General features: G+C 68.7%; 21 protein-coding genes. 15 read left to right on the forward strand and 6 right to left on the reverse strand.

Translation table 11 applies throughout. The features are described from left to right. Positions 1 to 259: 259 nt before the first annotated feature. From DIE22_RS38270 to pal, 3 genes are all read left to right on the forward strand, one after another. Positions 260 to 526, forward strand: coding sequence for a hypothetical protein (locus tag DIE22_RS38270; RefSeq protein ID WP_185640650.1), 267 nt, complete (start codon positions 260 to 262; stop codon positions 524 to 526). A 102-nt stretch (positions 527 to 628) separates the two neighbouring features. Further along, positions 629 to 1,885 (forward strand): porin, encoded by a 1,257-nt coding sequence (locus DIE22_RS19205; protein ID WP_124496035.1) that lies wholly within the window; start codon positions 629 to 631, stop codon positions 1,883 to 1,885. 341 nt (positions 1,886 to 2,226) lie between these two features. Further along, complete coding sequence (gene pal / locus DIE22_RS19210; RefSeq protein WP_124496441.1) at positions 2,227 to 2,718, forward strand: peptidoglycan-associated lipoprotein Pal; 492 nt, start codon at positions 2,227 to 2,229, stop codon at positions 2,716 to 2,718. Between the two features lie 170 nt (positions 2,719 to 2,888). Here pal and DIE22_RS19215 read toward each other — a convergent pair whose 3' ends face one another. After that, the gene (locus tag DIE22_RS19215; protein ID WP_124496037.1) at positions 2,889 to 3,368 is read right to left on the reverse strand and encodes a hypothetical protein; all 480 of its coding nucleotides are present in this window, start codon (positions 3,366 to 3,368) and stop codon (positions 2,889 to 2,891) included. Between the two features lie 207 nt (positions 3,369 to 3,575). Between DIE22_RS19215 and DIE22_RS38275 the strand changes: the two genes are divergently transcribed. After that, positions 3,576 to 3,743: a hypothetical protein gene (locus tag DIE22_RS38275; RefSeq protein ID WP_185640651.1), complete on the forward strand. Its 168-nt coding sequence runs from the start codon at positions 3,576 to 3,578 to the stop codon at positions 3,741 to 3,743. 92 nt (positions 3,744 to 3,835) lie between these two features. On the opposite strand, the gene DIE22_RS19220 is transcribed toward DIE22_RS38275, so the two are convergent. Genes DIE22_RS19220 through DIE22_RS19230 form a run of 3 tightly spaced genes read right to left on the reverse strand, consistent with a single transcriptional unit; the run spans position 3,836 to position 8,651 of the window. After that, a complete protein-coding gene (locus DIE22_RS19220) occupies positions 3,836 to 5,098 on the reverse strand; it encodes a cytochrome c (protein ID WP_124605887.1) in 1,263 nt (420 codons plus the stop codon). Further along, the gene (locus tag DIE22_RS19225; RefSeq protein ID WP_124496041.1) at positions 5,095 to 5,778 is read right to left on the reverse strand and encodes a (2Fe-2S)-binding protein; all 684 of its coding nucleotides are present in this window, start codon (positions 5,776 to 5,778) and stop codon (positions 5,095 to 5,097) included. The genes DIE22_RS19220 and DIE22_RS19225 overlap by 4 nt, the downstream gene beginning before the upstream one ends. Next, positions 5,775 to 8,651, reverse strand: coding sequence for a xanthine dehydrogenase family protein molybdopterin-binding subunit (locus tag DIE22_RS19230; protein ID WP_124605888.1), 2,877 nt, complete (start codon positions 8,649 to 8,651; stop codon positions 5,775 to 5,777). The genes DIE22_RS19225 and DIE22_RS19230 overlap by 4 nt, the downstream gene beginning before the upstream one ends. A gap of 280 nt (positions 8,652 to 8,931) precedes the next feature. On the opposite strand from DIE22_RS19230, the gene DIE22_RS19235 reads away from it, so the two are divergent. The 11 genes from DIE22_RS19235 to DIE22_RS19285 all read left to right on the forward strand — a co-directional run bounded on the left by DIE22_RS19235 (position 8,932) and on the right by DIE22_RS19285 (position 20,249). Next, positions 8,932 to 10,482 carry a sensor domain-containing diguanylate cyclase gene (locus DIE22_RS19235; protein ID WP_124496044.1) on the forward strand — a complete coding sequence of 517 codons (1,551 nt, stop codon included), beginning with the start codon at positions 8,932 to 8,934 and terminating at the stop codon, positions 10,480 to 10,482. 278 nt (positions 10,483 to 10,760) lie between these two features. Then, positions 10,761 to 11,036: a hypothetical protein gene (locus tag DIE22_RS19240; protein ID WP_124496046.1), complete on the forward strand. Its 276-nt coding sequence runs from the start codon at positions 10,761 to 10,763 to the stop codon at positions 11,034 to 11,036. A 230-nt stretch (positions 11,037 to 11,266) separates the two neighbouring features. Continuing rightward, on the forward strand, positions 11,267 to 12,304 hold the full coding sequence (locus DIE22_RS19245; protein WP_124496048.1) for a succinylglutamate desuccinylase/aspartoacylase family protein: 1,038 nt from the start codon (positions 11,267 to 11,269) through the stop codon (positions 12,302 to 12,304). A 108-nt stretch (positions 12,305 to 12,412) separates the two neighbouring features. Continuing rightward, complete coding sequence (locus DIE22_RS19250) at positions 12,413 to 12,709, forward strand: type II toxin-antitoxin system MqsR family toxin (protein ID WP_124605889.1); 297 nt, start codon at positions 12,413 to 12,415, stop codon at positions 12,707 to 12,709. A gap of 2 nt (positions 12,710 to 12,711) precedes the next feature. Beyond that, positions 12,712 to 13,113: a type II toxin-antitoxin system MqsA family antitoxin gene (locus DIE22_RS19255; protein ID WP_124605890.1), complete on the forward strand. Its 402-nt coding sequence runs from the start codon at positions 12,712 to 12,714 to the stop codon at positions 13,111 to 13,113. A gap of 309 nt (positions 13,114 to 13,422) precedes the next feature. After that, positions 13,423 to 13,983, forward strand: coding sequence for a GNAT family N-acetyltransferase (locus DIE22_RS19260; RefSeq protein WP_124605891.1), 561 nt, complete (start codon positions 13,423 to 13,425; stop codon positions 13,981 to 13,983). 56 nt (positions 13,984 to 14,039) lie between these two features. Continuing rightward, entirely contained in the window at positions 14,040 to 14,981 is a 942-nt protein-coding gene (locus DIE22_RS19265; protein WP_124496056.1) for an ABC transporter substrate-binding protein, read from the forward strand. Positions 14,982 to 15,022: 41 nt separating this feature from the next. Next, positions 15,023 to 16,072 (forward strand): LLM class flavin-dependent oxidoreductase, encoded by a 1,050-nt coding sequence (locus DIE22_RS19270; RefSeq protein WP_124605892.1) that lies wholly within the window; start codon positions 15,023 to 15,025, stop codon positions 16,070 to 16,072. Positions 16,073 to 16,079: 7 nt separating this feature from the next. Next, on the forward strand, positions 16,080 to 17,438 hold the full coding sequence (locus DIE22_RS19275) for an LLM class flavin-dependent oxidoreductase (RefSeq protein WP_124605893.1): 1,359 nt from the start codon (positions 16,080 to 16,082) through the stop codon (positions 17,436 to 17,438). A 59-nt stretch (positions 17,439 to 17,497) separates the two neighbouring features. Next, on the forward strand, positions 17,498 to 19,282 hold the full coding sequence (locus tag DIE22_RS19280; RefSeq protein WP_124605894.1) for an amino acid ABC transporter permease/ATP-binding protein: 1,785 nt from the start codon (positions 17,498 to 17,500) through the stop codon (positions 19,280 to 19,282). Between the two features lie 34 nt (positions 19,283 to 19,316). Continuing rightward, positions 19,317 to 20,249, forward strand: a complete 933-nt coding sequence (locus tag DIE22_RS19285; protein ID WP_124605895.1) for an ABC transporter substrate-binding protein — start codon at positions 19,317 to 19,319, stop codon at positions 20,247 to 20,249. Between the two features lie 114 nt (positions 20,250 to 20,363). Here DIE22_RS19285 and DIE22_RS19290 read toward each other — a convergent pair whose 3' ends face one another. Continuing rightward, positions 20,364 to 21,458 (reverse strand): LLM class flavin-dependent oxidoreductase, encoded by a 1,095-nt coding sequence (locus DIE22_RS19290; RefSeq protein WP_124605896.1) that lies wholly within the window; start codon positions 21,456 to 21,458, stop codon positions 20,364 to 20,366. 61 nt (positions 21,459 to 21,519) lie between these two features. Next, positions 21,520 to 22,485: an ABC transporter substrate-binding protein gene (locus DIE22_RS19295; protein WP_124605897.1), complete on the reverse strand. Its 966-nt coding sequence runs from the start codon at positions 22,483 to 22,485 to the stop codon at positions 21,520 to 21,522. Between the last annotated feature and the right edge of the window lie 87 nt (positions 22,486 to 22,572).

Below are 22,572 nucleotides of genomic sequence, written 5' to 3' on the forward strand. Positions count from 1 at the left end.
TGCCGGCACAGCGGCAGTCGGGCCACGCGCAATGGTCCATTGTGCCGAACGCTCGCGCGTGAAAAAGTCGCGCATTACGTAGTCGTCGACCGGGTTGCGGCGGCGCGGGGAGACGCATGCTACGAACGTGCCGCCGGCCGCGATTGCCTTCAGCGGCAAAATTTGCCGGTTGCGCCGGTGCGCGTCATAAATACAGGCCGTGTTCAATCGGCAACCCGCGATCCGCGCGATGCACGACCACCCCGACGAGCTCCGTCGCATGCTGTCGAGCGTGCCGACGCTCCCGCTGAATCGGCCCGGCCCTGTGGCATCGCTCCTGCGTGCCCTCGTCGACACCGGCGCGGCGCCCGCACACGTGCCACGCGACAATCCGCGCGTGAGCGGCCAGCCGCTCGACTTCCACGACGTCTGCCAGCAAACACGCGCATCCGTGCAGGTGTTCCGTACGTTCGCCGTACCCGGGCTGCGGCGCGAGGCCGCGATTCCACGCGATTTCGCAGAGGACCTTTCCTGTGCAGCGCCTTAATCGACGGTCGCACGATCTCCAATAATGGCCGCTCGATCCGTCGGCCCGCGCGCCGACGCGCCCCACCGGCGATCGAGCCGGAGACCAACGATAAAAAATCCTATGCATTCCTACCAACCGGGCCAGCGCGCCGGCGCGCGCGCTGCCGCGCCGCATGCCGTCCGTCGCGGCCGCCGCACCGTCGCACTCAAGCCGGCCGTGATGGCCGCCTGCGTGGCCGGCTTCGTTCCGTGCGTCGCGCACGCGCAGAGCAACGTGACGCTGTACGGCCTGATCGACACGTCGGTTACCTACTCGACCAGCCAGCGTACGCACGGCGCCGGTTCGCCGGGCAGCGGCAGCGTCGCGCTGACGAGCGGCGCATTGAACGCATCGCGCTGGGGGCTGCGCGGCCGCGAGGATCTCGGCGGCGGGATGGCGGCGGTCTTCACGCTCGAAAACGGCTTCTCGGGCACGACCGGCAAGCTGTCGCAGAAAGGCGTCGACATGTTCGGCCGTCAGGCGTGGGTCGGCGTGAGTTCGCGCACGGCCGGCACGCTCACGTTCGGCCGCCAGTACGACCTGATCCTCGATTTCGTGACGCCGCTCGGCGCGTCGGGCCCCGGCTGGGGCGGCAACCTCGCGGTCCACCCGTACGACAACGACGACTCGAACCGCAACCTGCGCATCAATCATGCGGTGAAGTACACGAGCCCGACGTATCGCGGGCTGACGTTCGGCGCGCTGTACGGGTTCTCGAACACGGCCGGCGCGTTCTCGAACAACGCCGTGTGGAGCGCGGGACTCGGGTATGCGAACGGACCGCTGAAGCTCGGCGCCGGTTACCTGAAGATCAGCCGCGACCGCCACGCGCCGAACCCGGACGGCGCACTGAGCACGGTCGACGGCTCGGCGACGATCACCGGCGGCAACCAGCAGATCTGGGCCGTGGCCGGCCGCTATGCGTTCGGCCCGCACTCGGTCGGCGCCGCGTGGTCGCACTCGGCCACCGACGGCGTGAGCGGCGTGCTGCAGGGCAGCGGCATCACGCCGTTGAAGGGCGAATCGCTCGTCTTCGACAACTTCACGGTCGACGGCCGCTACTTCGTCACGCCGGCGTTCAGCCTGTCCGCCGCATATACGTATACGATGGGCCGTTTCGACACGCGCACGGGCCAGACGCGCCCGAAGTGGAACCACGTGGTCACGCAGGCCGGCTATGCGTTCTCGAAACGCACGGACGCCTATCTCGAAGCCGTCTATCAAAGCGTGAGCGGCGGCAACGGCAATCCCGCGTTCAACGCGACCGTCTGGACAATGACGCCTTCAGCCAGCAGCAACCAGGTGGTGGTCGCGCTCGGATTGCGGCACAAGTTCTGACGACACGGCGGCGCGCGACGCGCCCGCGGGAAAATCGCGCGTCACGCATCGCTGCGCATCCCGCGGCGTTTGCGCAAGCAAGAAGGCGTCCTGCGTCGTTTTCGCGCGAAATAATCGGAGAAACTGGTCACGCAGTGACATTTTTCCTAATCTGGTTGCAGTGGCGCCGTGATTCGGCGGTCCGGCCGAGACAATCTTTCATGGGGCACATCGCCGGCTTACGAAAGCGCATCGAATTGCGCACGGGAGCCTGCACCACTTTCGTGCCGTCTCCGCCGGTTCGTGACGTGCCGGTTCGCACCCGCGACGTATTCCACGCAGTCAACCGCAGGAGACGCACAATGAGCAAAACAAACCGATTTGCGGTCATGGCGGTCTTCGCCCTGCTGGCGGGTTGCCACCACGCGGCGAAAACACCCGAGAATGCCGGGATGGCACCGGCGCCCTCGAGCGAGGCGGTCGCCACGGTGGCGGCCGACGATCTCGACAATCCGAACAGCCCGCTTGCGAAGCGCAGCGTCTATTTCGATTTCGACCAGTACTCGGTGAAGCCCGAATACCAGTCACTGCTGCAGGCGCACGCCGACTACCTGCGCAGCCACCCGTCGCGCCGCGTGCTGATCCAGGGCAACACCGACGAGCGCGGCACGTCCGAATACAACCTCGCGCTCGGCCAACGCCGGTCGCAAGCCGTGATGAGCGGGCTCGAAACGCTGGGCGTTCAGGCCTCGCAACTCGAAGCGGTGAGCCTCGGCAAGGAAAAGCCGGTCGCGCTCGGTCACGACGAGGATTCGTGGGCGCAGAACCGCCGCGCCGATCTCGTCTATCGTTGACCGGATGCCGCCGCGACGGCGGCATTCCGGCCACGCATCACCCGCACCCGCCATACAGCGAATCGCCGGGGCACCACTCGCCCCGGCTGTGCGTTGCCGTACGACCCGGCGCGTCCGGTTCATGCGCACCCTCATCCCGGACGTCACGCACCGGTCGCCGGCGCCCCGCTTCAATTCGAACGCGCGCGTTCGAGCCGTCGATGCAGCCAGCGCGACATCACGGCCGACGTCACGATCGAATCGAGTATCGCGATCACGTTGATCCCGCCGATTTCGTCGTCGTTCAGCAGATGGGATTGCAGCAGCACATAACCGACCATCAGACCGGTGCCGACGATCATGCCCAGCAGCACGAACCAGCGCCGCCCGATGCGCGTGCCGATCGCGCCCATGATGCCGCCCGCGAGCGTCGCCGGCAGGACATAGCCGAACACGAACGACGCGCCAAGGATCATCAGCACCATGCTTGCGCAGAGTTTCAGCGTGTCCCACTGCGGGCCGTTGATCACGGACCATGCAACCAGCATCACGGCCGGCCACACGAGCGCCGCGACCAGCGGCGCGCCCAAGGTAAACGACACGCAGCCGAGCACGACGGGATTGGACAGGCGCGACGATTGGCGCGGTGGGCGCTCGAGCGTGGTGTGCATGGTTCTTGTCGTCGGAATCGGAATGGCGGCGAGCCGGAGTGTACCAAGCCGCAGTGTCGGGCAGCCGATCCGGCACCCACATGCGACGCACGCCGACCCGGGCCGATACGCAAAAACATGGAATAAGCCGCCCACCTCGAACGTTTCGTCATCGCGCGCTCGCCGGTTCACGCGAACCGCGCTGCCGCGCAGCGAAAGGAGTGTGAAATGAAATCGACAAGACTGGCCGCGGCACTGCTCGCGGCGCTGATGCTGGTGCTGTCAGCGGGATGTACGTCGTCGGGCGGCGGCGTATCGCAAGGATCCGGCATGAGCCGGTATGGCGGCGCGGGCGGCAGCGGAGGGGGCGGTGGCGGAGGGGGCGGCGGCTACTGAAGCGCCGCCGGACAGGTTCGGGCGGGGCATCGTGCGCGAGCGCAGCCGGAAGCCGGCCGCGTCGTGCGCGACGCCCCGCTCCACCGCACGCGTTATCGACGCATGGCCGTCACGTCGGCCGGCGTGACGTTCGCGGGCTGGCCGCCCCACGTCGCGCGCAGGTAGTTCGCGAGCTGCGCGAGTTCGTCGTCGCTCAGCGTGTGCGCGAAACCCGGCATCGGCTGCAGGTTTTCGACGCCGGCAAACTTCTGCTCGTCGATGCCGTCGAGCATCGCGACCAGCAGGTTGCGCGAGTCGCCCTGACGCAGCGTCGAATTGCCGTTCATCGGCACCGCCACGTGCGGCTTGCCTTCGCCGTCGAGGCCGTGACAGCCCGCGCACACCGCCAGGTACACCGAGCGGCCGGCCGCGAGCTGCGCGGCGTCGGCCGACACCGGCTTCACCGGCTGCGGCGCGGGCGGCCTATCGCCGAGCAGGTACACGGACAGCGCGCGCAGGTCGTCCTTCGTCATGTATTGCGTGCTCAGGTGCACGACCGGATACATTTCGCCGAACGCGGAGCCTTGCGGCGCGATGCCGACGCCGAAGAACGTCTGCAGGTCGGTGCCCGTCCAGCCGCGCGCGGCGAGGCCGGCCGGCGTGATGTCCGGCGCGGCCACGCGGCCGAGCGCGGCGCCCGCGAACGGCTTCGCGCCGTCGAGCTGGCCGGTGAACGCTCGCGGCGTGTGGCATTCCGCGCAGTGGCCGAGCGCGCCCGCCAGGTAGCGGCCGCGCTGCCAGTCGGCGGACTGGCCGGTCGACGCGTCGGGCAGGCTGTCCTTCAGGAACACCATGTCCCAGAACACCATGCCGAAGCGCAGGTTGTACGGGAACTTGAGTTCGTGCGCGCGGTTTTCCTGCGCGACCGGCTTCACGGTCTTCAGGTACGCGTACATCGCGTCGGCATCGGCGCGCGTGAGCTGCCGGTACGACGTATACGGCATCGACGGATACAGGCGCTTGCCAGGCGCCTTGCCGTCGTGCAGCGCCGCGTAGAAGTCGTCCGCGCTCCAGCTGCCGATCCCGTGATCCCTGTCGGGCGTGATGTTCGAGCCGTAGAACGTGCCGAACGGCGATTCGAGCGGCGCACCGCCGGCGAACGGTGCGCCGTCCTTCGCGGTGTGGCACGCCGCGCAGTCCGCGGCCTTCACGAGATAACGGCCGCGCGCGACCGGGTCGGCACCGGGCGCGCCGGCAGCCGCGCTCGCTACCGGCGCGTCCTGGCCGCCGCAGGCGGCGAGCAGCAGCGCGCAGGCGGCCGCGAGTGCGGGCAAGCCTGCGGCCCGCGCGGCACGATGGGCGAATATGCGTTTCATGCGGCGTCCTTCACGAGTCCCGGCGTCGTCAGGATCACGTCCTTCACGGCTTCGTAGTAGCGGACGTAACCCGTGCAGCGGCAGATGTGCGCGTTCAGCGCGTCGGTGATGGTGCGCTCGACGTCGGCCTTCGCAATCGGCTCGCGCTTCAGGCGCTCGATCAGCACCGTCGCCGCGTTGACGAAACCCGGCGTGCAGTAGCCGCACTGGAAGCTGAAGTGCTCGAGGAACTTCTGCTGGATCGGCGACAGTTCGACCACTTCGCCCGCGTCGTTGCGCTTCGCGTGGCCCTCGATCGTGCGGATCGAACGGCCGTGGAAGAAATGCGCGCCGGTGATGCAGGTGCGCATTTCCTCGCTCGTGCCGTCCGGCTTGTCGACGATCACGACGCATGCGTGGCAGATGCCCTGCCCGCAGCCGAGCCGCGAACCGGTGAGGCCCGCGTACTCGTGCAGGAACTCGATCATCATCAGCCCCTCGGGCACCGGCATCGGACCGACGGACTTGCCGTTGATGTTCACCGACAGCGGTTTCTGCTGGAAGCGGACGAGCGGGCGCGCGACGGCGGCCGGCGCAGCCGGTGCGGATGCCGGGGCGGCCGACGCCGCGTTCGGCGCGGACGCGCCGGTCGCAGCCGCGCTGGCACTCGCGGCCGAAGCCGCGGTTTGGGCGGTCGTCATGCGAGCACCTCCTGAATCTTTTGCGGTGTCACCGGCAAATCGGTGAAACGATGGCCGATCGCGTGCGCGATGCCGTTCACGATCGCGCCGACCACGGGAATCATCACCACTTCGGCGACACCCTTCGGCGGATCGGTCTCGGACAGCGGCGGCAGGATGTCGCCCGTCTGCGACCACACGGCGACATCGGTCGCGCGCGGCAGCTGATACCGGTTGAAGTTCCACGTGCCGTTGCCAGGGCCGTCTTCGTAGAGAGGCAGATACTCGTGCAGCGCGTGGCCGATGCCCATCGCGAGGCCGCCCTGCAGCTGGCCCGACACGAGCTGCGGCGAGATCTGGTTACCGCACTCCATGATCGAGTGGTGCGTGAGCAGCTCGACCTTGCCGGTCGCTTCGTGCACGGCCAGCTCGACGAGCGTGCCGACCGCCGTGTAGTACGTGACGGCCGCGTTGTTACGGCTCGTCGGCGGGATGAACACGCGCTTGCGGTCCAGCACGCGATAGCCGTTCGCGGTCGGTGCCAGCGTGCCGCGCATCGCGGTCGCGCCGGCCGGCGCGGCGGTGCCCGGCATCGGCCCGTTGTCGCCGGTCTTCGGCGCGCCGACGCGCAGCGACAGCCCGTCGATCGGCAGGCGATCGACCGCGCCGCCCACTTCGAACTCGGCGTCGGTCCATTGCCAGCGGTTGAACACGTGCACGACGGCGCCGGTCGGCAGGCCGAGCGCATGCGCCTGCTTCGCGAGCTGCTCGAACGTCAGCGGCTCGAGGCCGTCGGCGGTCAGCCTGCCGTCGACCCAGCGCGCGTCCTCGATGCGGATCGCGTACGGCGCGGCCTGGCCGCCGCCGAGACCGCGCGTCCAGATCGACATCGCGGCCGGCCACAGCCCGTAGCGGAACACCGCGCGCGCGGCTTCGCGCGTGCTGTGCGTGAAGTAGTACGCGGAGTTCGTCGCGCTCGACGGCGACGCATAGCCCGGCGACCAGCGCGGATTCGCGCTCAGGCGATCCTGGTCGGCCTGCGACATCAGATACGGATCGCCGCTCGTCTCGACCGGCAGGTCCGGCCATTCGGTCAGCGCGACGCGCACGTCGGTCGCCGGGCGGCCGAGCCACTTCGCGACCGCGACGGCCTGCGACGTCGACATCCCGGTGCCGATCTCGGCGGCCGTGTGATGCAGCGACACCCGGCCGTTCTCGTCGAATTCGACCTTCGCGAACGATGCCTCGGCACCCGTGCCGAAATCCTTCTGCACGCACGCGAAGCCGACGCCGTAGCGCTTGCCCGGGTTCGATGCCTCGAATTCGGCCTTGCGCGCCGCACGACGCGTCCACAGCGGATGCTGCCGCGCGCGCTCCAGCACTTCCTCGACGCGCAGCGCGCCGGCGGGAATCGCGCCCTGCGTGTTCTTCATGCCCGAACGCAACGCGTTGCGCAGGCGGAACTCGATCGGGTCGAGGTTCAGTTGCGCGGCGATCTCGTCGACGGCCATCTCGGTCGCGGCCATGCTCTGCAGCGTGCCGTAGCCGCGGGCCGAGCCGGCGTCGATCGCGCGCGACGCGATCGCGACCGCCGCGAGGTCGCTCTTCGGGAAGTAGTAGATCGATTGCGCGGCCGTCGCGCCGACCATCGCCACCGACGGCGAGAAGTTCGAGCGCCCGCCGCCGTTCGCCTCGAAGTCGCCCTTGAACGACTGCAGGAGGCCCGTGTCGCGATCGACCGCGATCCGGTAACGCATCCTGAACGCGTGACGCTTCAGCGACGTCTGGAACTGCTCGTAGCGGTCGTTCGCGAACCGCACCGGACGGCCGTCCGCGTACAGCGCGCAGACGAGCCCGTAGAACGGCACGTTGCAGTGATCCTTCGAGCCGTAGCCGACCGTGTAGCACGGATGCACGAACAGCTTCTTCACCGGGAAGCGGCATTTCGCGACCATCGCGGCCGCGTTCTCCGCCACCTCAAGCGGCGACTGGGTCGGCACGACGAGGTGCAGCGACTGCGTCGCGGCGTCGTACCAGCCGTTCGCGTTGTCGGGTTCGAGCGCGGCGGTATCGACCGACTGCGTGTTGTACTCGCGCTCGAACACGAGCCAGCCGGCCGGCGGATGATCGAGTTCGGCGGCGATCCGGCCGGCCAGGAACATCCCCTGCTCGTCGAGCCTGCCGTGCTCCCGGCCGTCCGGCCAGACCGGCAGGTGCTTGCGCATCATGCTCGGGAAGATCGGCGCATCCTTCAGGCTCGAGTAGACATCGTCGTCATAAGCCGTCTTGCCGCCCACGCGTACGTAACGGAACGTGCCCCACGGATCGCGCTCGAGCGGGCCCGTGACCGCGCCGTAGCGGATCACGTCGTCGCGGAACTTGAGCGCGTTCTTCGCGAAGCGAAAGCGCGCGAAGTCGTGGTAGATGAGGATCGCGACCGCATGGCCGAGATACGCGGGCGTCTTGCCGGCGGGCAACAGCATGTCGTCGCCGTAGAACGCCGGGAACGCGACGCCGTCGCGCGCGAGGTCGTCGGCCGTGACGACGCGGTCCGGCTTCAGTTCGTCGCCGAGCAGCGACAGGTCGAAGCCTTCGTACGTGCGGTCGGCCTGCGTGACGCGCAGGATCAGCGCGTGCGACTGCTGCTGCGGCCAGTGCGGCATGTCGGCCGCGCGCACGTCGCGGGCGAACACTTTCGCGCCCGTGACCTTCGCGATGCCGTCGATGCGGAACTGGGGAATGCCGGTGACGCTATCCCATTTGACCGGGGTGAGGCGTTTTTCTTCGAAGAGCGCCGCGAACGCGCGGCTGCCGATGGGCGCGACGTAGACCGCGACGCCCGCCAGCACGCTGGCTTTCAGAAAACCCCGCCGTGACAGGCCGTGGTTTTTCATGTGGGGGGAACCTCCTGATGCCGCCCGGACGGCGATCGGGTGTCGCGGCGTTCGAAGCGGCGCGCATTCTGGCATTGTTTTGGATATATCGCCTATAGTATTTCTCACATGAAATACTTACTGGATTTCTTATGACGGGATTCGGACGGGCCGCGGCGCCCGGTCGCGGGCGGCCGATGTTTCATGGTAATGTCGTGCGCATCCGGCTCGCCGGTCATCCCGCCACGTGCCATGCGGGGCGGCCGGTGATGAATCGCATCGTGTCGAGGTCAAAATAGCCATGGCAGTCAAGGCACGCCTCCTGAACGCCGTTCTCGCCACGCCCCCCAGCGGCAATCACCGCGTGACGGCCGCGCTGCGCCCGTCGATGCTCGTCACGCTGTTCGAGGACGTGCGCCCGATGGCACTGTCCGGCCTCGCCAGCGCGTTCGTCGCGGCGATCGCGCTGATCCGGCTTCAGCAACTGTGGTGTTTCGTGTGGCTCGTCGTCGACGTCGGCCTGCTCGCCGCGCGGCTCGCGATCGCACGCGCGTATGCGGTGCGCCGCGACGCCGGCGACGATCGCGCCGAGTACTGGGCGCTGCGTTACGCACCCGTGTCGCTCCTCGCATGCTACGTGCTCGGTCTCGGCGTCATGGGTTGCGTGGACTCGTCCGACCCCGAGCTCGGCACGTTGTCGGTGATGGTCGCCGGCGGCGTGTTCGGCGGAATCGCGTCGCGCAACTCGGCGCTGCCCAGGCTCGCGATGACGCAGGTCACGCTCGGCGTCGTGCCGATCGGCCTCGGGGCGATACTGGCCAACAGGCCGGGCGCATGGCTGCTGCTGCCGCCACTTGCGATCTATCTTGCCGCCATGCGCACGGTCGTCCAGCGTCATTACCGCGTGCTGGTCGCGCTGATCGCCGCACGCCAGCGCAACGCCGAGCTCGTCGCACGCTTCGACGCCGCCCTCACCTACATGCCGCACGGCCTGTGCATGATCGACGGCGAGAGCCGCGTGATCGTCGCGAACCGTCGCACCGCGCAACTGTTCGGCTCGCCGCGCGAGATCATGCTGGACGCGCCGCTGCCCGACGTCATCGCGGCGCTCGGCGCGAATACGGTCACCGACCCCGACGGTGCAGGCCTCGCCGTGCAATGCGACGTCTGGCTGAACCATGACGAACCGGACCCACTCGACATCGCGCTTGCCGACGGCCGCCAGCTCGAACTGACACGCCATCGCGTACCGGACGGCAACGCGGTGATCATCGTCGAGGACGTCACCGCGCGCCGCCGCACCGAGCAGCACATCCGGCACCTCGCGCGGCACGACGCGCTGACGGGATTGCCGAACCGCCACGAACTGCATGCCGAACTCAAGCGCATGCTCGCGCATCGGCCGCGGCTGCCGGGCGCCGCGCTCGCCGTCATGTATCTCGACCTCGACGGCTTCAAGGCGATCAACGACCGGTTCGGCCACCAGGCCGGCGATGAAGTGCTCATGCAGGTCGCCGAGCGGCTCGGCAAGACGCTGCCGCCCGGCGAGCTCGCGGCGCGGATCGGCGGCGACGAGTTCGTCGTCGCGCTCGACACGACCACGATGCACGCATGCTCGCTCCTCGCCGCGCGGATCATCCGGCAGATCTCGGCGCCGTATACGCTGTCGATCGGCGAAACCGTCAGCTTCGGGATCAGCATCGGCATCGCGCTGGACGACGGGCACGGCTCCCCGGACGAACTCATCCGCCAGGCCGACAGCGCGCTGTACGACGCGAAGTCGTCCGGCAAGGGAATCTACCGTTTCTATTCGGCCGGAAGCAGCCGCGTGACGCCCGTGACCGCGAGCTGACCGCACGCACGCCTGTTTCCGCCGGCCGCCGCCGCGCTTCCCTGCCTGCCCTTCGGTGTTCGCGTTTCATTCCGGAAACGCTTTGCGTGGTCCGACGCGTGCGCGCATGTGTTTCGCCTCGCCCCGCCCGTGTCACGTGACGTGTTCCGTAACATCGGCCCGCGCCGCGCGTCACGATCGCCGCAAAAGCCCGCACGATCGCAGCGGTGCGCGGTACTTCACGGCTGGCACTCTTATTGCTCCTTGACTGGGAAACAGGATGTTCAGGGAGGCCACACATGAATACCGTCGAAGTCCTCAGCCGCACGGAAACGATCGATCAACTGGACGTGATCGACGGCGCCTCGCTGATCCGGCGGCTCGTTTCCGAGCGCCGCACGCCAGCCGCACGTGAAGCCGCGTGCGTCGACAACCCGCCGCTGACGCTGTACGGCGCATTTCGCCAGGGCGTCACCGATCACGCGGCGCGACGCGCGAATCCGTATCGTGCCGGCAGCCGTTTCTGGGCGCTCTGGGAAGAAGGCCGTATCGAAGCTGAAACATCGGGTCGTTGACGCGATCACGCGCGCCGGCCCTGTCGCGGCAAGGGGCTGACGCGCCACGCGGCGCGCCCGTACGGGCGTGCGTATCAGCGCTGCAACATCGCGCGGCTGCTCCGGCTGCGCATGCCACGCGTTAGCGCGCAGGCTGGTGGACGGTGTTCGGCATCGCCGGCACCGCGCCCGCCGCGCGGCGGGCGTTTCCCGATAAGATGGCGGATTCCCGTTCGTCGAACGATGCCGCCATGACCGCCTCCTCCGCACACCGAAATCCCATCCACTGCGAAATCGATCTCGATGCGCAAGGCAAGCATGCGGGCTACCTGCGCCTGCCGCATTCCGTGCATCGCTCCGCATACGGCTGGCTGCCGATCCCGATCGCATCGATCCGCAACGGCGACGGTCCGGTCGCACTCGTGATGGCCGGCAACCACGGCGACGAATACGAAGGCCAGATCATCGTGTCGCAGTTGATGCGCGAGATCGGCCCGGAGATGGTCAGCGGGCAACTGATCCTGCTGCCGATGGCGAATTTCCCCGCGGCCGATGCGGGCCTGCGCGTGTCGCCGCTCGACGAGGGCAACCTGAACCGCAGCTTCCCCGGCGACCCGACCGGCACGCCGACGCAGATGATCGCGCACTACATCGAGCATGCGCTGCTGTCGCGCGCGCAGTATCTGGTCGACCTGCATTCCGGCGGCAGCTCGCTGCTGTACCAGGGCGGCAACATGCTCGCGATCGACCCGCTCGACGACGACGAGGCCGCGAAGCTCAACGGGCTGCTCGTGGCCTTCGGGTTGCCGAACGCGCTGCTGCATGCGCCGAACCCGGTGCATTCGGCATCGGCCGCGCGCCGGCAAGGCGCGATTTCGATCGTCACCGAGCTCGGCGGTGCGGGGATGGCCGATCCGTCGCTGATCCGGCTCGGCCGCCACGGGCTGCTGCACTACCTCGGCCATATCGGCCTGCTGCGCGGCGCGCTCGTGCCCGACGCGCCGCCGACCGTCACGCGCTTCCTGCGCGTCGACGGCGATCGCCACTTCGTCTATGCGTACGAACGCGGGCTGTATGAACCGCTCGTCGAACTCGGCGACCAGGTGAAGGCCGGGCAACCGGCCGCGTGGGTGCACTTCCCCGATACGCCGCTGCGCGAACCGGTGCTGCATCGCTTCAAGGGCGACGGCGAAGTGGTATGCAAGCGCGTGCCCGCGCAGGTGCGGCGCGGCGATTGCCTGTTTCAGCTGGCGGAGGCGTCGACGCCGCCGCGTGTCATCGGCCAATAGGCCAAATCCGGATCCCTCTCCTTTCCGTGCTGTCTGCCGGTAATGGCGGACGGTACGCGTGCGCCATTAACCAACTTGACAAATTAACCCTTTTGGTTATGATCGCAGATGGAAAAGAGCACGCCTCATTGCAAGCTGTCCCGGGTCAAGGCACTCATCGAAATCGGCAACGTCCGATTGACCACGAGTGCGGTGTTCGGTGCCCGGCAACTGGGTTTCACGGAAAGGGAGGCGATCGGTGTCGTGATGTCGCTGGACACCGCTGATTTCTACAAGAGCATGACGACCTACGCCGACCACACGATCTGGCAGGACGTCTATCGGCGTCGCACAATGAACGGTGACGTGTATCTGAAACTGACCGTGGTAGACGACGTATTGATCGTGTCGTTCAAGGAGCGATGAAAATGAAGTGCCCTGCGTGCGGTGCCGCGAAGCTGGTCCGTGATACCCGAGACATGCCTTACACGTACAAGGGCCGCTCGACGGTCGTTCGCGATGTAACCGGCGACTTCTGTCCGGCTTGCGGCGAGTCTGTGCTTGATATCGACGAGGCAACCCGCCTCGGTGACGCGATAGGCGAGTTCAACAAGCAAGTGAATTCGACCATGGTCGACCCGAGGTTCATCGCGAAGGTCCGCAAGAAGTTGATGCTGGATCAACGCGAGGCGGCCGAGCTATTCGGCGGTGGCGTCAATGCGTTCTCGCGCTACGAAACCGGCAAGACGAACCCGCCGCTTGCCCTTGTGAAGTTGCTCAAGATTCTGGATCGCCATCCCGATCTGCTTGCCGAAGTGCGCGCGGCCTGACACTCCGTTCGGCATTGCGCATGCATCGAACAGGAAATTCGACGCATGCGCACCTTCCTCATCACCACCCCACTCCCCCTGCAAGCCTTCTGACCTCCCCCGCGAAATCCTTATCGAAATTGCTTCGTTCGCCTTTGCCGTCCGCACCGCTAACGTGTTCCAAACGGCGGCGGCACGCCGGATGTCTCGCAGGATCCCCGGCGGCCGCCGCCATCACGACAACCGCGTCGCGATAACGGAACAGACCGGACGGGCCGTGTGCCCCGCCCCCGCCAGGACCGTCCGCATCGCACGCCTCTCGCGGTGCCCATGGCCACGAACGACCGCATCATCGACACGACGCCGCTCGACATCCGCGCCCAGCCGCTGATCGACGCGCTGATCGACGAATACGCGACGCGCTACGACGCGTACCGCCCCGACAGCCGCGCGTCCGCACGCGACGAGCTCGCGCGCTACCCGGCCGAGCTGTTCTCACCGCCCGAAGGCGCGTTCGTGCTGCTGCTGCGCGACGGCGAGACGATCGGCGGCGGCGCGTTCAAGCGCTACGACGCGCAGACCGCCGAACTCAAACGCATCTGGACCCGCGCGAACCTGCGCCGCCAGGGGCTCGCACGCCTGATCGTCGACGCCCTCGAACTGCGTGCCGCGCAGCAGGGCTATCGACGCGTGTACCTGACCACCGGTTTTCGCCAGCCCGAAGCGTGGGCGCTGTACGACCGCACCGGCTATACGCGGCTGTTCGATTCGTCGATCGACCCGGAAGCGTACTTCCACCTGCGCTTCGGCAAGGATCTCGCCGATCCGTCGCGCAGGTCGACGCTCGCCGACCTGTGGGCACCGCTGCCCGAAGCCGTGCTGCCGCGCTGAACCGGCCGCCTCATCCGACTCCGTTCCCCAAGACACGACAACAACAGGACGCATCCATGCAACGAGCCATCCCCTTCACGCCGCGTGCGCTCCGCACGCTGGCCGCCGCGCTGATCGGCGTGACCGCGATCGCCGCGGCCGCCGCGACCTTCGACCTGAGCCCCGAGCAGCGAGGCCGCCCGCGAGGCTCGGCCGACGCGGCCGTCGAGCGCGCGGTGCCCGCGTCGTTCAAGTTCGCCGAAGCCGGCACGCTGACGATCGGCGTCGCGCCGAGCCTGCCGCCGATCAGCTCGTATGCGACCGACGCGCGCACGGTGATCGGCTTCGACGCGGACGTCGGCCAGCTCGTGTCCGACAGCCTCGGCCGCAAGCTGAAGATCGTCCCGCTCGCGTGGGCCGACTGGCCGCTCGCGCTCGAATCGGGGAAGGTCGACGCGGTGATCTCGAACGTCACCGTCACCGAGGAGCGCAAGCAGAAGTTCGATTTCTCGACCTACCGCAAGGACCAGGTCGGCTTCTACGTGCGCAACGACAGCAAGATCCAGTCGATCCGCGAACCGAAGGACGTCGCGGGGCTGCGCATCGTGACCGACGCCGGCACCAACCAGGAAAAGATCCTGCTCGCGTGGGACCGCGAGAACGTCGCGCACGGCCTGAAGCCCGTGCAGGTCCAGTACTACGACGACCAGGCGATGCGGATCGTCGCCGTGCAGTCGGGCCGCGCGGATGCCGTGTTCAGCGTGAACTCGGTGCTCGCGTACCAGAGCGCGCAGCAAGGCAAGACGCGGCTCGTCGGCGCGATCAGCGGCGGCTGGCCGCGCACGGCCGACATCGCGATCGCGACGCGCCGCGGCAGCGGGCTCGCCGATCCGCTGACCGTCGCGCTGAACGGGCTGATCAAGAGCGGCCGCTACCAGCAGATCCTCGAGCGCTGGAACCTCGCATCGGAAGCGATCGACCAGTCGCGCACGAATCCGCCGGGCTTGCCGAAGAGCTGAGCGTCGCCCCTTCCACGCCTTGCGCAGGAACGCCGAACACCATGTCTTATTCGCTTTCGTTGCTGGACAAGAGTCCGATCGCCGACGGCGCGACCGCCGCCGATGCGCTGCGCTTCACGACGACCCTCGCACGGCGCGCCGAACAGCTCGGCTACGCGCGCTTCTGGGTCGCCGAACATCACGGCACGCCGGGCTTCGCGAGTTCCGCGCCCGAGATCGTCGTCGCGCACCTGCTCGCGCATACGTCGCGCATTCGCGTCGGCTCGGGCGGCGTGATGCTGCAGCACTACAGCCCGTTCAAGGTCGCCGAAACGTTCAAGCTGCTCGCCGCGCTCGGGCCGGGCCGCGTCGACCTCGGCATCGGCAAGGCGCCCGGCGGGCTGCCGCTGACCACGCGCGCGCTCCAGTGGTTTCACGACAAGGCGACGAAGCCCGACTTCGCGGGCCAGCTCGCGGCGCTCGACGCATTCCTCGGCTGGGGCGTCGCCGAAGATCATCCGCTCGCCGGCGCGGTCGCGATGCCGGTGCCGCCGCACGCGCCCGAACGCATCCTGCTCGGCGGCTCGCCCGACAGCGGCGCGCTCGCCGCGCGCCACGGCTGGCGTTTCTGCTACGCGGGGCACTTCAACGGCGACGACGCGAACCTCGAACGCTCGCTGGCCGCATACCGCGACGCGGGCGGCACGCGAGCGCTCGTCGCGCTGTTCGCAGTCGCCGCACCGACCCGCGACGAGGCCGAGCAACTGATCGGGCCACTGAAGATCTTCAGGCTGCGGTTCGCCGGCGGCCAGAGCTTCAACCTCGCGAGCGCGCAGGCCGCCGCCGAATTCGCGCGGCAAAGCGGCGCATCCGACTACCGGATCGACGAGCTGCGACCGACCGTGCTGGCCGATACGCCGGAGCGCGTGCACCGCGCGCTCGACTCGCTGAGCCGGCGGCTCGACGTCGACGCGTTCGTGATCGACTCGCCGGTGACCGATTACGCGGCGCGGCTCGCGTCGGCCGAATGGCTCGGCGGCGCGCAGTCGATCACGCCCGTGCAGGCGGCCCTGTCAGCCGAACCTTCCCTTTCCCCCGACCAGAACGCGTGACGCTCCCATGACGACCCGACGATCGATTCCCTTCGGCCTGATGCTGCAAGGCGCAGGCAGCCACATGAACGCGTGGCGGCATCCGAGCAACCCGCCGGACGCAAGCATCAACCTCGACTTCGCGATCGGCATCGCGCGCAAGGCGGAAGCCGCCGGCATCGCGTTCGCGTTCGTCGCGGACGGCCTCTACATCAACGAGAAGTCGATCCCGCACTTCCTGAACCGCTTCGAGCCGCTGACCGTGCTGTCGGCGCTCGCGGTCGCGACCAGGAAGATCGGGCTCGCCGGCACGATCTCGACGTCGTACAGCGAGCCGTTCACGGTCGCGCGCCAGCTCGCGTCGCTCGACGCGATCAGCGGCGGACGGGCGGGCTGGAACGTCGTGACGACGCCGCTCGAAGGCACCGCGAAGAATTTCGGCAAGGCGCATCCCGACCATGAACTGCGCTACGAGATCGCCGACGAATACCTCGACGTCGTGCAGGGGCTGTGGGACAGCTGGGACGACGACGCGTTCGTGCGCGATCGCGCGACCGGACGCTTCTTCGATCGCGACAAGCTCCATACGCTCGACCATCACGGCCGCTTCTTCCAGGTTGCCGGCCCGCTGAACATCCAGCGCTCGCCGCAGGGGCAGCCGGTGATTTTCCAAGCCGGCTCGTCCGACACGGGCATCGGGCTCGCGGGCAAGTATGCGGATGCCGTGTTCACGCATTCGCCGTCGCTCGACGAAACGGCCGCGTTCACGCGGCGCGTGAAGCAAAGCGCGGTCGGGCACGGGCGGCAGCCCGGCGACGTGAAGATCTTCCCGGGCGTCGGGCCGATCGTCGGCCGCACGGCCGCCGAAGCCGAAGACAAATACCAGGCGATCCGCGACCTGCTGACGATCGACGAGGCGCTCGCGTATCTCGGCCGCTATTTCGATCATCACGATTTCACGCAGTACGCGCTCGACGCGCCGTTCCCCGAACTCGGCGACGTCGGCCGCAACAGCTTTCGCTCGACCACCGACCGGATCAAGGCCGACGCGAAGCGCAAGAACCTCACGCTGCGCGAGACGGCGCTCGCCGTCGCGACACCGCGCCCGAACTTCATCGGCACGGCCGAGCACGTCGCCGACGAGCTGATCCGCTGGCACGACGCCGGTGCCGGCGACGGCTTCATCCTCGGCTTCCCGGTGCAGGCCCAGGGCGTCGATGACTTCGTCGAGCTCGTGATTCCCGTACTCGAGGCGCGCGGCCGCTACAGCCGCGACCTGCCGGGCAGCACGCTGCGCGACCACCTCGGCCTGCCGCGCAAGGCGAGCCGCCATGCGGCACCCGGCACGTTGCACAAACAGGACGACGCGGCCGAAGCGCACGCGTAAGACCGATGCGCCGCCGCGCGCGGCGCGCCCGACCGACCCGATCGACGACCTTCACCGACATGAGCGACACGACCCATCTCGGCGGCGCGCTGCCGCCACTCACTTCCCCCGGTGTCCGCGACGCCGGCACGCGCCTGCGCATCGTGCCGGCCCGCCACCGGTCGCGCACGGCCGGCACGGTGCTCGCGCTCGTGCTGATTGCACTCGCGCTGCATTCGATCCTCGGCAACCCGCAATGGGGCTGGCCGGTATTCGCCGAATGGTTCCTGTCGCCGCCGGTGCTGTCGGGACTCGCGCGCACGCTGGTGCTGACGCTGCTCGGCGCGGTGTTCGGCTTCGCGCTCGGCGCGTTCGTCGCGCTGGCCCGGCTGTCGCGCTCGCGCCTGCTCGCCGCGAGTGCGTGGACCTTCGTGTGGCTGTTCCGGTCGATTCCGCTGATCGTGCTGCTGCTGATCCTCAACAACCTCGGCTACCTGTACGAACACGTGCGGCTCGGCGTGCCGTTCACCGACATCGTGTGGTTCGACACGCCGACCACCGACCTGATCAGCCCGTTCCTCGCGGCCGTGCTCGGCTTGACGCTGAACCACGCGGCGTTTTCCGCCGAGGTGATTCGCGGCGGGATTCTCGCGGTCGACCAGGGGCAGCTCGAAGCCGCCGCGGCGCTCGGCCTGCCGAGCGGCCGCCAGACCGCGCGGATCGTGTTGCCGCAGGCGATGCGCGCGATCCTGCCGACCGCGTTCAACGACCTGATCACGCTCGCCAAAGGCACGTCGATGGTCTACGTGCTCGCGATGCCCGAGCTGTTCTATACCGTGCAGGTGATCTATCGCCGCAATCTCGAGGTGATTCCGCTGCTGATGGTCGCGACCGTCTGGTACCTGATCATCCTGACCGTGCTGTCCGCGATCCAGGTGCAGGTCGAGCGCCACTATGCGCGCGGCGCGCTGCGCAACCCGCCGCCGTCGGCGCTGACGTTCGTGCTGGCGCGCGTCAGTGCGCTGCGGCGGCGTGCCGCGGCACGCAACGCGACAGTCGCCGCGACGGCCCGCGACCACGCCGCGGCCGCGCCGGTGCCGCACGCCGGCGGCGAAGTTGCCGTGCACCACGTGTCGAAGCAGTTCGGCATGCAGCGCGTGCTCGACAACGTGTCGTTCGTCGCGCCGCGCGGCAGCGTGACGGTGATCGTCGGGCCGTCCGGCTCCGGCAAGTCGACGCTGCTGCGCACGATCAACCATCTCGAACGCGTCGACGACGGCTTCATCGACATCGACGGCGAGCTGATCGGCTATCGGCGCGACGGCGACGTGCTGCACGAGCTGAAGGAGCGCGACGTGCTGAAGCGGCGCACGGCGGTCGGGATGGTGTTCCAGAACTTCAACCTGTTTCCTCACCTGACGGTGCTCGAGAACCTGGTCGAGGCGCCGGTCGCCGTCGCGGGCGTGACGCGCGATGCCGCCGAGCGCACCGCGCGCACGCTGCTCGCGCGCGTCGGCCTCGCCGATAAAGCCGATGCGTATCCGCGCCAGTTGTCCGGCGGCCAGCAGCAGCGCGTCGCGATCGCGCGGGCGCTCGCGTTACGCCCGAAGGTGCTGCTGTTCGACGAGCCGACGTCGGCGCTCGATCCCGAACTGGTCAACGAAGTGCTCGACGTGATCAAGGAGCTCGCGCGCTCGGGCACCACGCTCGTGATCGTCACGCACGAGATCGGTTTCGCGCGCGAAGTCGCGGACAACGTGCTGTTCATGGAGCGCGGCCGCGTCGTCGAGTCGGGGCCGCCCGCCGTCGTGCTCGACGCGCCGACCCATCCGCGCACGCGCGCGTTCCTGTCGCGGGTGCTGTGATGCGCGCCGCTCCCCACCTGCGAGGCAACCGGCGATGATCGACCGACGCCAGTTCATGACCGCCGCGCTCGCGGCCGCAGCCGGCCTGCGGTGGCACGCGGCCGAGGCCGCCGCCGCGACGGCGGACCTTGATCCGCGCCAGGCCGGCCGGATCCGCGCGTCGCGCGACGATGCGGCGATTCGCGCGGCAAGCCCCTACCGCTGGGTGCGCGACGGGGCCTTCACGGTCGCGATCTCGCCGCACGCGCCGCCGGTGTCGACCTACGCGACCGACGCGCGCACCGTGGTCGGGGCCGATCCCGACTATGCGCAGCTCGTCGCCGACGCGCTCGGCCGCACGCTCGTGCTGGTGCCGATCGCGTGGGCCGACTGGCCGCTCGGGCTCATGTCGCGCAAGTACGATGCGGTGATCTCGAACGTCGGCGTGACCGAGAAACGCAAGGAGAAGTACGACTTCACGACCTACCGGCTCGGGCTGCACGGCTTCTATGTGCGCACCGCGAGCCCGATCGCGAGGATCGCCGAACCGAAGGACGTCGCGGGCCTGCGCATCATCACGGGGGCGGGGACGAGCCAGGAGCGCATCCTGCTGGAATGGAGCCGGCGCAACGTCACGCAAGGATTGAAGGCAACCGAGCTGCTCTATTTCGACGACGATGCGGCGGCCCGCATCGCGCTGCTGTCGGGCCGCGCCGATGCCGAGCTGAATCCGAATGCATCGCTCGCGTACGAGGCCGCGCGCGACGGCAGGATCCGCCGGGTCGGCGTCGTCAACGCGGGCTGGCCGGCGAATGCCGATGTCGCGATCGCGACACGTCGCGGCAGCGGGCTCGCGCCGGCGCTGACGCTCGCGACGAACGCGCTGATCGGCAACGGCCGCTACGGGCAGGCGCTCGCGCGCTGGGGGTTGCAGAGCGAGGCAGTCGCGCGCGCGGAGACGAATCCGCCCGGGTTGCCGTCGTTCTGACTGGATTTTTGACTGGCTGGACCGGTGTGTCGATGCGTCGATGCACGAAAGCAACTCGCCCCGGCATATCGTTGTCGAAATACCGGGGCGAGTTGAAGGATCGAGCGTCGTCGCCTATGCCGTCACCGCCGCATCCTGCCGGTCGAGTTCCGCCACGTGCGCATGAATCGCCGGAATCAGATCGCGCCCGTAGGCCGACGCATCGTCGAGCGGATCGAACCCGCGAATCAGGAAGGTCGACACGCCGAGCCGGTAATACGCACCGAGCGCCCGCGCGACCTGTTCGGGCGTGCCGACGAGCGCGGTCGAATTCCAGCGCGCGCCGGTCAGGTTCGCGACACCCATCCACAGCCGCTCGTCGAGCACATCGCCCTGCGCGGCCGCGGCCATCAGCCGCTGCGAGCCGGCATTCTGCGGCGCATGGCCGGCGATCGGCTGGCCGTTCGCGACGCGCGCCGCCCGCACGCGCTCGCGGATCGCCTCGGCCTTCTCCCACGCGGCGGCTTCGGTGTCCGCGACGATCGGCCGGAACGACACGCTGATGCGCGGCGCGCGTCCGAACGGCGCGGCAGCGGCCCGCACGCGTGCGATCTGCTCGCGCACCGCGGCGAGCGGCTCGCCCCACGTCATGTAGACGTCCGCGTGCTGCCCGGCCACGGCCAGCGCGGCCGGCGACGAACCGCCGACATAGATCGGCACGTGCGGCCGCTGCGCGCCCTTGACGACCGGCGACGCGCCGCGCAGCCGGTAGAACGCGCCGTCGTGATCGACCGGCGCGTCGGCGAGCCAGATGCGTTTGAGCACGTCGAGATATTCGCCGGTGCGGCGGTAGCGCGCGTCGTGCGGCACGAAATCGCCGTCGCGCTGCAGGTCGGTGTCGTCGCCGCCTGACACCACGTTCAGCGCGAGCCGGCCGTTGCTGAAGGCGTCGAGCGTCGCGATCTGCCGCGCGGCAGCCGACGGCACGATGACCCCCGGCCGGTGCGCGAGCAGGAGGCGGATGCGTTCGGTCGCGGCGGCCGCGAACGACGCGACGATGAAACCATCCGCCGCGTTGCTGAAATGGCCGACCAGGATCTGGTCGAAGCCGGCGGCTTCGTGCGCCTGCGCGAAGCGCCGCACATAGTCGGGCTGGACGGCGGCGCCGCCCGGTACGTCGACCTCCGCGCCGGGCGTCGCGGTGATCATGCCGATGATGTCTACAGGCATGTCGGACTGTCCTTCTCGTGGTTCTGGCGGTGAATCGGAAATGGCGTGCTCAACGGCACGGTCACTGCGCGGCGACCGTCTTCTGCACGGGTGCCGCGAACGCACCGGCATACGAGCGGTCGAGCAGCTTCGCCGTGTCGTAAGCGGCCGGAATCACGCCGGCCTTGTGCAGGAAGTCGGCGGTGTTCTGCGCATCCTTCGCCGCCGTGTCGTCGACGGGGCCCACGCGCTGGTGCGCATTGTCGAGCCAGCGGTATGCGACGTCGGGCTCGAGCTTCGCGCGCTTCGCCCACAGGTCCGCGTACTCGCGCGGATGACTGTCGACCCACTGGCGTGCCGCCACCACGCGCTTCAGGAAATCGGTGATCTCCGCCCGCCTGGCCGTCGCCGCCTGCTCGTTCGCGGCGACGAAGCTGAGCGCGGGCATCAGCCCCTGCGCGGTCGTCACGGGCCGTGCGCCCTGCCGCAGCGCGAGCGTGCTGACGAACGGCTCCCACAACGACACGGCGTCGACCGAGCCGTTCGCGAGCGCGTTGGTCGCATCGATCGGCATCAGGTACGCGTACTTGACCGAATCCGCGCGCAGGCCGGCGTGCTCGAGCGCGCGCAGCACGAGCTGCTGGCTCCACGCGCCGCGCCAGACGGCGATGGTCTTGCCCTGCAGGTCGGCGACGGTGCGCACCGGCGAGTTTTTCGGCACGAGGATCGCGACGCCATCGAGGCTCTGCCGCGACACCGCGACGACCTTCACCGGCGCGCCGCGCGCGGCCAGCGTGAGCAGCGCGGAATCGCCGAGGAAGCCGAGATCGATCGCGTTGCCGTTCAGGCTCTCCGCGACGGGCGCGGCGGCCTGGAAATGCTTCCACTCGATCGTGTAAGGCAGGTCCTTCAACACGCCGGACGCCTCCATCGACGCCTGGATGTTGAAGTAGTTCTGTTCACCGACGCGCAGCGTGACGGTGTCTTTCGCGATGCCCGGCTGCGCGGCGAGCGCGAGCAGCAGCGTCGTAACGATTCGGCTCAACAACGTGATCTCTCCGGAGGTTGGCGGGCAGCCGCGCGACGACGGCGCCCTTGGGTCAGCCTGGCCCGACGGCCGGCGGACGGAATGGAA

This window comes from Burkholderia sp. Bp9142, from assembly GCF_003853415.1.
Lineage (GTDB): Bacteria > Pseudomonadota > Gammaproteobacteria > Burkholderiales > Burkholderiaceae > Burkholderia.